The following is a 10,375-nucleotide window of genomic DNA, read 5'->3' on the forward strand; positions in this document are numbered from 1 at the left end:
ACTGATTGGAAATATCAAAACAGTGAGTAGTAGGCTAATACGTAAAGAGTTTCCCTGGTTGGCTACAAAATACTTCTATGGCTTGCCATATTTCTGGACTGGTGCGTATTTTGTAGCCAGTTGTGGGGGTGTTACAGTCGAACAATTAAAAAATTACGTTGAGCATCAGGAACAACCAAAATAATGATTCGCTGCGCTCAGTGTTATATTGGTCGCAATTCATCTCCCGTTACAGCGAAGCTTAACGGGAGTCCTCTTGCTCCATTAAGATAGAAGGTAAAAACTGCCCACCTTCTACTAAGGTGAGATTAAAGTCTTGTTTTACTTTTCTTAAAGAAAACTCTCTATAGGACATTAAGTGTCTCCTAGTGACATCCCCCCTCCGTTTCGGAGAGGGGCTGGGGGTGAGGTTATGCCGGATAAATCCGTAATCTTCGATTTGGTTCTTCACCAAAACTATGCGACTTGAGGCGATAATGTTCTACCAACTCATGTTGCATTTTGCGGACTTGGGGAGAACGCGGCAATAACTCGACTGGCTGTCCTTTAGGAATCACAATTTGCTCAACAGCAAGTCTGGCTTCTTCAAGAGCATCCATCTCATCATCGCTACCGTTGTGCAAAAACAGTTGCAGTTCTCGGTCATCGGCCATTTCTGGGTCGTCCATGTTCAGCAACCGCCGCAAACCACGAGTAATTTGGGGAATGGTGCTGGACTTAATCATGTGGATTGGTACATGACGGGCTTTGGCCATTTGGCGTAATTTGGCGTGGTTTTTGACGTGCGATCGCAGTGCTAAAATTGCATCAGCACTATCTATGTCTTTTGTCAATACCACGGGTAAAGTTAGCACGCTAATTACCTGTTCCAGTTGGTGGCGGCTAACCCCATAGGGGTAAACGTGCAGTGGCAAATCTTCACCATTGGGCCCTGGCTGTCTGGTAGCAGCATCCAAATCAATACTCTCAGAATAATTGAAGGATTCATCGAGCAAACGATCAAATTCACTGCGTCCAGTCACCCGCTCTACAGGCAATTGTGGCAGTGCTACCATTTGTCCAGATGAACGCCAGCCATTAGACGGTCGTGCCGGTGGGAAAGAATCCTCCACTGTCCCTAGCTGCCCACCGCGACCGTTGACAACAGCTAACTGCCTTGTAACAGCGACTTTGCCGTGGTCATCAACGGTTCTCGTTTGTGGGGTAGGCTGACGACCTCGCAGCAGATTATCTACGGTGTCAGCAACGCTTTCGTGTATTGTCCAACGTTGGCGTTCCAACATTTCCACAGCAATCTCGAAGGTAGGAGGGGCTTTCCGCTCTAAAACAGTCTTTTGAGAACCCCGCCGTCTGGCTTCATCGTCTCCCAGTGTCACAGCTTGGATACCCCCAACTAAATCAGCCAGGGTGGGGTTTTTAATCAGGTTTTCGATCTGATTTCCGTGAGCAGTACCTACCAACTGTACACCCCGTTCCGCAATGGTACGGGCCGCTAAAGCTTCCAGTTCCGTGCCAATTTCATCAATGACAATGACTTCTGGCATGTGGTTCTCCACTGCCTCAATCATCACCTGATGCTGTTCATTTGGATGAGCCACTTGCATCCGTCGGGCGCGACCAATAGCGGGATGGGCAACATCACCATCCCCAGCGATTTCGTTGGAGGTGTCAATAATCACCACTCGCTTATGCAGATCATCCGCCAAAACACGGGCAATTTCCCGTAAGGCAGTAGTTTTGCCCACGCCTGGACGCCCCAGCATGAGAATCGATTTACCAGTTTCTACCAAATCGCGGATCATGCCAATGGTTCCGAATACCGCTCGACCAACCCGACAGGTCAAGCCAATAATCTTACCAGTGCGGTTGCGGATGGCGCTGATCCGATGCAAAGTTTGCTCAATTCCTGCCCGATTATCTCCGCCAAAGATTCCGACTCGTTGAATGCAATCATCTATCTGTTCTTGAGTAACGGGTACTTCGCTCAGATACTCAGCTTGATTAGGAAAGCGAGCCTCTGGGCGACGACCCAAATCCAAGACCACTTCTACTAAACTATCTCGTTTGGGATGACTCTCTAGTACTTGTCGCAGGTCTTGGGGCAAAATGTCTAATAACTTTTGGAGATCGTCTGTAATCGTCATGCTTTCTATGGTGACGTTTTTAGAGATAGCGAGGACATTTGCGTGCAGGAGAACCCGCCCTGGGAATTTTCCGAACGAGCGATTAACGCTCCTGCTATGACTTGATCTGGGAAACGAGAGAATGGGCAAGTTCTACAGCTTGCCAAAGTAATGTCTCATCTTCTTCTAGGCGAACAGTCGCCTTGACATTGGTTTTACTTACCTCCTTATTCTCTAACTGTTCGAGAATTGGTGACAGTAGTACACGGGCGTAGCTACCGTAGGCGGCCCCAGCGATGGAGGAGGGGGGGCAGGGAGCAGGGAGCAAGGGGGAAAACTTTTCTCCTCTGCCCCCCGCCCCCTGCCCCTCTGCCTCTTTGAGTAGTCCCATTGCTTTTAACTTAGCAACGGTATAGCTATTTGTGCCGCCTGCTAACTGCACATATCCTGGTAACTTAGCTGCCAAAACTTTTTGCCCTAATTTCACGGCTGCTAAAGTGGTGCCATCGCCAATATCACCACTCATGGGACGACCATCGGTTTGCCAAATTAAAGCACTCTTGAGTGGGGCAATCAGGTCATACAGCGCTCTTAGGTAGTCAATCATCCCCTCGCCATCGGGACAGCTGATGGCTAGTAACTTTAGTTGATCTGCCCACGGTGAAATTGCTTGCCACAATCGCTCAAATTCTGCCAACCGCCCTACTTGTGTATGGATTTCTACGGCATCTACTCCCGTTGACATTACCAATGGCGCGATCGCTCCCGGCGTTGACACATACGATGATGTATAAATTATATCGTATGGGCAAATTGGGATGCAACGACCGCAGCCATAGCACTTTTCGGATAATACTCCCGAAAAGTCTTCTTTCTTTATACTGTTAAACACAATTGCTTGTGCCGGACAAATCCGTTCACAGGGTCTAGGGCAGTCTGTAGGACACTCAGTAGGATGAAATTCTGCTTTCCGAAAATGGGGGTCTTCTCCATCGTTCAGGCTGACCATCAAGAAGGGTGAGTTGCCTTTGTAGTCAAAGCCTCGCTTTTGGGCATCCCTAGCCAGAGATTTGGCTACTTGTAGCCCTGCTTGCGCTGCTGCAATCACTGCTGGATCAGCTGCAACATCTATGCAGTCAGCGCCCGCCAAAGTATAGGCTAACGTTAAACTTCTGACTGCCGGCAAATGTTGGAAGCTGGCTCCGCAGATAAGCTTGAACCAGTGACCTTGTTTGAGAGATTGTAAAGGGGCGAACAGATCAGTCACACTTCTATTATGCGTTTATGCAACTAAAAATAGTAGTCTGTGATCAAGAAAAAGTCCGGATTTCCTGATTCAGTGATTGTGGCATGGGGCATAGGTCAATAAAAGTTTTCTTTGGCTGCTTGCTCCCCAGCTTTTTTAGGAGGTCGATATACATGACAGTTCATGCAACACCTGTATTTTTTGTGGAAGACTCTGCTGAAGACAGAGTTTTATATAGACGCTTCCTAGAACAGGACGATCGCTACACCTACAATATTTACGAATTTGAGTCTGGGGAGAAGGCACTACAAGGTTACCAATGGAAAATACCGGATGTAATTCTATTGGACTACCAATTGCCAGATACAGACGGGCTGGAATTTCTCAATAAGCTACACAGGCAAACCCGGAGTAGTCAGATTTCAGTGATCCTGCTGATTGGACAGGAGGATGAGAAGATCGCAGTCCAAGTCATCAAGAATGGAGTACAGGATTATCTAGTCAAAGGAAAACTGACCCCTGAGAGTTTTCGCCAAGCGGTTCATGGGGCGATCGAGCGGATACAGCTAACGCGGCAGCTAGAACAGCAGCAAGAAAGCACTGCCAAATTACCTCAAAGCGATCGCCGATTCCGCGCTATCTTCAATAATACTTTCCAATTCACAGGTTTACTGACACCGGATGGTACTTTACTAGAAGCAAACCAGACTGCGCTAAGTTTTGGCGGACTTAAGCTTGGAGATGTGATCAATCGCCCTTTTTGGGAAGCACACTGGTGGACGATTTCACCTCAAACTCAAGAAAAATTAAGACAAGCGATCGCCCATGCTGCTCAAGGAAAGTTTATCCGCTATGAAGTTGATGTTTTAGGTGCAAATAACCGAGTAGCAACAATTGATTTCTCACTGCGTCCGCTTCTAGACGATACAGGTAAAGTCATTTTGTTGATTCCAGAAGGGAGAGATATCACCGAACAGCAAGTTGCACTACGCAATGTCTACGACGAGCTGCGCTTACGCCAAAAAGCAGAAGAAACCTTGCGACAAACTGAAGAACGTTGGCAGTTAGCGATCGCAGGTACTAATGAGGCAATTTGGGATTGGGACATATCTACTAATCAAACCTTCCGATCTGCCCGTTGGTTCACAATGTTGGGATATAAACCCAACGAAATTAGCGATCGCGATGATGAGTGGAGTATTCGCATTCATCCTGATGACTACACAAGAGTAATGGCTGCACAAGAGGCTTATTTGCTCCAGCAAGTTGCAGATTATAACGTCGAATATCGTCTCCGGTGCAAGAATGGCAGCTACCGATGGTTTCAATCGCGGGCAAAAGCTATCTGGAATGAACAAGGAAATCCAGTTCGATTGGTCGGTTCACTTGCGGACATTAGCGAACGTAAACAAGCTGAGGAAAAACTCCAACAAAGTGAAGCGCAGCTAGCCACTACTCAACAGATCGCCCATGTCGGCAGTTGGGAATGGAACTTAGAAACGAAAAAGCGCTGCTGGTCAATGGAAACTTTTCGCATATTTGGTCTAAATCCAACTCAAAGCGAACCCACCCAGGCAGAATTCCTCCAGCTGGTTCACCCAGAGGATCGAGCACTGTTACAGACCAATTTTGAACGAGCGATTGCCCAAGAAACCCCTTTTAATATTGAGTATCGAATTGTCCGACCCGATGGTTCGGTGCGCTACCTTGAGGCTAAAGCAGAGATAGCTTATAACGCTCAAGGGCAGCCAGTTAAGTTGTTAGGATCTGTCCTAGATATTACACAACGTAAACAAACCGAGTTAGAAATCATCCGCAGTCGTGACTTGCTAGAAGCTATCTATAATGAATCCGCCGATGCCCTCTTTTTAGTAGATGTAGAAACATTATTGACCACTGACTGTAATGATCGAGCAGTGAAGCTATTTGCAGCCTCTAGCAAAGCTGAACTCATTAATATTGAAGGTCAAACGCTGCAAAAGCAACAGTTCACCCCTGATGAGTTAACCTCCATAACCGAAGAAATTAACCAGCAAGGGTTTTGGAGTCGAGAAATTGAATATGTTACCAAGCAGGGCAATTCCTTTTGGGGAAACATAGCAGCCAAACAAGTCACGGTTGCTGGCAATGTGATGCACCTAATACGAGTCACGGATATCACTGCGCGTAAGCGTGTCGAAGAAGATCACAAACTGGCAGAAATAGCTCTCCGAGAAAGTGAAGAGAGATTACAATTAGCCCTAGAAGCTTCTGGGGATGGTTTATGGGACTGGAATATTCTCACTGGAGAGGTGTATTACAGCCCCCGCTATTTAGAAATGCTCGGATACAGCTTTGATGAACTCTCCCAGGATTTGAGTACTTGGAAGCGATTAGTTCATCCAGACGATCTGCCTTGGGTTGAGAAAATCTTGACAGTTCACCTAAAGGATAGTTCAGTACCTTACAAATTTGACTATCGACTCCGAACCCAGTCTGGCAAATACAAATGGATTGCCAACTACGGCAAAGTTGTCATGCGAGATGAACAGGGTAAACCTTTGCGGATGACTGGTACTCATCGGGATATCAGCGATGTCTACGATGAGCTTCGCTTACGCAAAGAAACCGAAGCAGCCTTAGCTAGAAGTGAAGAACAACTGAGACTAACCTTGGAATTTAACCACATTGGTACTTGGGATTGGAATGTTCAAACAGGAGAAGTCCTCTGGAACGACAACCATTTTCACTTGCTAGGGTTAGAGCCAGAAATATTAACTGCGAAGTATCAGCTATGGCGTAATTCTATTCATCCAGAGGATGTTGACCGAGTTGAGCAGGCTTTACTCTACGCGCTGGCACAACATACTAACTATGAAGCTGAATATCGAGTAATTTACCCCGATGGCAGTGTTCACTGGCTCACTGGCAAAGGACGCGGCGTTTACAACGAAGCAGGCGAACCTGTAAGGATGCTGGGTGTTATCATCGATATCAGCGGTCAGAAACAAGCCGAAGCAGCTCTGCGAGAAAGTGAAGCCCGGTTCCAGGCATTTATGAACAACAGCCCAGTGCTAGCTTGGATTACCAATATTGAGGGGCGTGTACTTTACTTAAATCAAACATACCTGCGGACATTTAAATTATTACCCGAACAGGTGATCGGGAAATCGATTTTTGAACTCTATTCAGATGAAATTGCTCGGCAGCATTTCGATCATATTCAGACAGTCATACAGACAAATCAGGTAATTGAAGCGATCGAAGTTGCTCCCCGACCAGACGGCACCCTTGGTGAATTTTTGGTATACAAGTTCCCGATTCTCGGATTGTCTGCACAAAAGCTAGTGGGTAGGGTGGCAATCGACATCACAGAACGGAAGATTCTGGAGCGAGAACTGGCTCACAAGCAAAAGTTATTGGATGCCTTTATCAATAGTGCACCCGTTGGTATAACCATTCTTGATCGAGAACTGCGTTTCTCATTTATTAATGAAGCATTAGCAGAAATTAATGGCATTCCGGCAGCGGCACATATTAGCAAAACACTGTGGGAGATTGTCCCAGATTTAACACCAAACCTGGAGCAAGTATTGCAATATGTTTTGACAACGGGTGAACCGATTCTGGATTTGGAGATCACTGGAGAAACTCCAAAACTCCCCGGTGTGATTCGGACTTGGCTAGCTTCCTATTTTCCGATTCAGTCAGAAGCCAATCAACCCAATAGCATAGGCATTGTTGTAGTTGAAATCAGCGATCGCAAACGTGCTGAACAGATGTTAGAGTTGCAAGCAGTCATTACCCGCAATATGGCGGAGGGAATTTGCCTAGTTCGTGCTACAGATGGCGTGTTTGTCTACGCCAATCCTAAATTTGAGCAGATGTTTGGCTATGAATCTGGTGAATTAATCGGTCGGCATGTGTCGATTGTCAACTACGGGGATGAACATACTACACCTAAAGAAGTTAATCAGGCGATTAGGACTGCTGTTATTCAACACGGTGAGGCAACCTATGAAGTCCATAATGTTAAAAAAGATGGCACTCCATTCTGGTGTAATGCAACCACTTCCGTTTTTGGGCATCCTGAGTATGGAAGCGTCCTTGTAGCTGTCCAACAAGATATCACCGAGCAAAAACTAGCAAAGGAAAAAATCAAAGCCTCTCTCAAAGAAAAGGAGGTATTACTCAAAGAAATTCACCATCGTGTGAAGAACAATTTAGGAATTGTCAGCAGTTTGCTGCAAATGCAGTGCAGACGTACACAAGATCCTCAAGTAGGTGCAATTCTCCGTGATAGCCAAAACCGCATTGCTTCCATTGCTCTAGTTCATGAAAAACTGTACGGCTCTGAAGACCTCGCTGATATTGATTTTGCTCAATACATTCCAGATTTGACAACTCATTTATTTGATTCCTATAATGTCAGCTCTAGCCAGATTCAACTGAAAATTCAAGTTGATAATGCTAGCCTCGACATCGAAACCGCCATTCCATGTGGCTTAATTATTAATGAACTGGTTTCTAATGCTTTGAAATACGCCTTTGTTGGTAATCGTAGAGGCGAAATTGAGGTTAAGTTTTATCAAGAATCCGAGTCTACTTTGACACTCATTATTCGAGATAATGGGATTGGTTTACCTGAAAATTTTGATACTAAAAAAGCTAAAACGCTGGGCATAACACTTGTCCAGGGTTTAGTCAAGCAGTTAAGTGGAAAGCTTGAAATCGACTCTCAACGGGGAACACAGTTCAAAATTACTTTTACAAAGAGCCGGGCATAAAAATGATTGGCATCAGATCAAACATACATACAAAGGAGACAGTTAGAATCCTTGTTGTTGAAGATGAATATATTCTGGCGATCAATTTACAAGAAAGTTTAGAGTCTCTGGGATATGTTGTTTTAGATATCGCCGATTCGGCAGAAGAAGCGATTGCAACAGCAACTGAACTACGCCCAAACTTGATTTTAATGGATATCAGGTTACGGGGTGAAACGGACGGCATCCAGGCAGCAGAAGAAATTTGGCATCATTTGCAAATCCCCATTATCTACGTCACAGGCCATTCTGATAAAAGTACTGTAGAGCGGGCAACCCTGACAACCCCCTTTGGATACATTCTCAAACCAATCAAGGAGCAAGAACTTTACGTTGCCATTCAAACAGCAATCAATCGCTACGATCGCGAACAATTTTTGAGTTCGGTGCTTCGAGGAATGGGTGATGGGGTAATTGTAGTAGATCCTAAATTACATATTAAGTACATCAATCAGGTAGCTGAAGCCCTGACAGGGTGGCGATGGAATGAAGCTAAAGACAAGATGTTAACTGAAGTTATGAAACTCATTGACGAACAAACTCAGTTTCCGGTAGAAAATCCTATTATCACAACCCTCCACCAAGAAACTACTATCTATCTAGGCAATCGCGTCTTACTAGTTGCTAAAGATGGAACAACTATACCAATAGCTGATAGCGCTACTCCCTTGAGAAATAATAGTGGTGTAATTACAGGAGCCGTATTAGTTTTCCGGGATGACACGCAACGACGGTTAACTGAAGAACGTAATCTTGCTGCTGAACGTGCCCAACAACTAGAAATTCAAGTGGCAGAACTTCAACGAGTGAACCAGTTGAAAGAGGATTTTCTGGCAACCACTTCTCATGAAATGCGAACGCCCTTGTCAAACATCAAAATGGCCATCTCCGTGCTAGAAAATATTCTTGATCGGCAAGGCATTTTAAATTTAAAAGCCCTTTCTCCATCTGAATCCGTAGCCCGCTACTTAACTATCCTGCGCGATCAGTGTGAACAAGAGCTAGATTTAGTAGACAATTTGCTGCATATACGAATGATTGATGCAGATGTCTATCCCTTGGAATTAACTTCAATTGAACTCCAAAGCTGGCTACCTCACGTTGCTGAGTATTTTCAAGAACGCGCTCAAGCTAGACAACAGTCTTTACAAGTTAATATTCCTCCAAAATTACCACCTTTAGTTTCAGACTTGGCTAGCCTGACCGAAATTGTCTCAGAGTTACTCAACAATGCTTGTAAATATACTCCACCTGATGAACAGATTACGGTGGATGTTCGGGTAATTGACACCACAAAAAGTCTAATAAATGAGGATGCTGAATCTGGTATATTAGATAATCTTCAAGTTTCCTACTTTCAAATCACAATTAGCAATTCTGGGGTGATAATCCCTAAAAAAGAACAATCTCGGATCTTTGAGCCGTTTTACCGGATTCCTCAAAGCGATCGCTGGCAAAATGGCGGTACAGGATTAGGTTTAGCATTAGTAAAGAAGTTAGTGGAATATCTTCAAGGCACAATTGAAGTTACCAGTTCTCAAGGGTGGATAAGGTTTACAGTTCAATTGCCGTTGAGCCTGTCAGAGTGATTAATGACCCAACAGGTTAATCAACAGTTAAACTCAAGGCATGATGAAATTTCATTTTCCCTTCAAACGACAATTTACCGAGTTCGCTGTTGGCTAATGCTCTTGTTGCTCGATGGGAATTTCGATCACAAACTCTGCTCCTTGCCCAACAGAAGAATTGCAGATAATATTTCCTCGGTGTTTTTGGACGATAATCTGATAGCTAATGGATAATCCTAGCCCACTACCTTTGCCTACAGGTTTTGTGGTAAAAAATGGGTCAAATAATCGCGATCGCAATGACTCTTCAATACCAGGGCCATTATCTGCGATCGCAATTTTGACCATATTCAATTCTGTCACCTCTGTGTGAATCCGAATTTCGGGGCTAGGGAGGAGCTGCGGTCTTGGGATTTCCCCAAGTGGGGGAGGCAGTGTGGTCTTCTCCATAGGGGAAACGCTAAAAGCAATGGGGTCTCTCCAATTGAGGGAATTGCCGTCAAGTGGACTTAGGGAGTAGGGAGTTGGAGATTGATTTCCCACTCTCTCTTCTATTGCATCAATAGCATTATTTAACAAATGCATAAATACTTGGTTTAGTTCACCTGCATAACAAGTGACTAGTGGTCTGTC

General features: G+C 45.0%; 6 protein-coding genes. 3 read left to right on the plus strand and 3 right to left on the minus strand.

Annotated features, from left to right (window positions below; translation table 11 throughout):
- Positions 1 to 184: transposase (locus tag F8R90_RS15220; RefSeq protein ID WP_196511434.1), on the plus strand; the 184-nt coding region annotated here is incomplete at its 5' end.
- Between the two features lie 226 nt (positions 185 to 410).
- Here F8R90_RS15220 and F8R90_RS15225 read toward each other — a convergent pair.
- The gene (locus F8R90_RS15225; protein WP_196511435.1) at positions 411 to 2,144 is read right to left on the minus strand and encodes a R3H domain-containing nucleic acid-binding protein; all 1,734 of its coding nucleotides are present in this window, start codon (positions 2,142 to 2,144) and stop codon (positions 411 to 413) included.
- A gap of 94 nt (positions 2,145 to 2,238) precedes the next feature.
- On the minus strand, positions 2,239 to 3,390 hold the full coding sequence (gene ldpA / locus F8R90_RS15230; protein WP_196511436.1) for a circadian clock protein LdpA: 1,152 nt from the start codon (positions 3,388 to 3,390) through the stop codon (positions 2,239 to 2,241).
- Between the two features lie 152 nt (positions 3,391 to 3,542).
- Here ldpA and F8R90_RS15235 point away from each other — a divergent pair, with 152 nt between their 5' ends.
- On the plus strand, positions 3,543 to 8,135 hold the full coding sequence (locus F8R90_RS15235) for a PAS domain S-box protein (RefSeq protein ID WP_196511437.1): 4,593 nt from the start codon (positions 3,543 to 3,545) through the stop codon (positions 8,133 to 8,135).
- Positions 8,136 to 8,137: 2 nt separating this feature from the next.
- Entirely contained in the window at positions 8,138 to 9,763 is a 1,626-nt protein-coding gene (locus F8R90_RS15240) for a hybrid sensor histidine kinase/response regulator (protein WP_196511438.1), read from the plus strand.
- Positions 9,764 to 9,856: 93 nt separating this feature from the next.
- Here F8R90_RS15240 and F8R90_RS15245 read toward each other — a convergent pair.
- Positions 9,857 to 10,375 (minus strand): sensor histidine kinase (locus tag F8R90_RS15245; protein WP_230966334.1); only part of this gene is annotated, 519 nt, incomplete at its 5' end.

Origin of the sequence: Nostoc sp. NZL (assembly GCF_015714705.1) — a bacterium.
GTDB classification, from domain to species: domain Bacteria; phylum Cyanobacteriota; class Cyanobacteriia; order Cyanobacteriales; family Nostocaceae; genus Nostoc; species Nostoc foliaceum_A.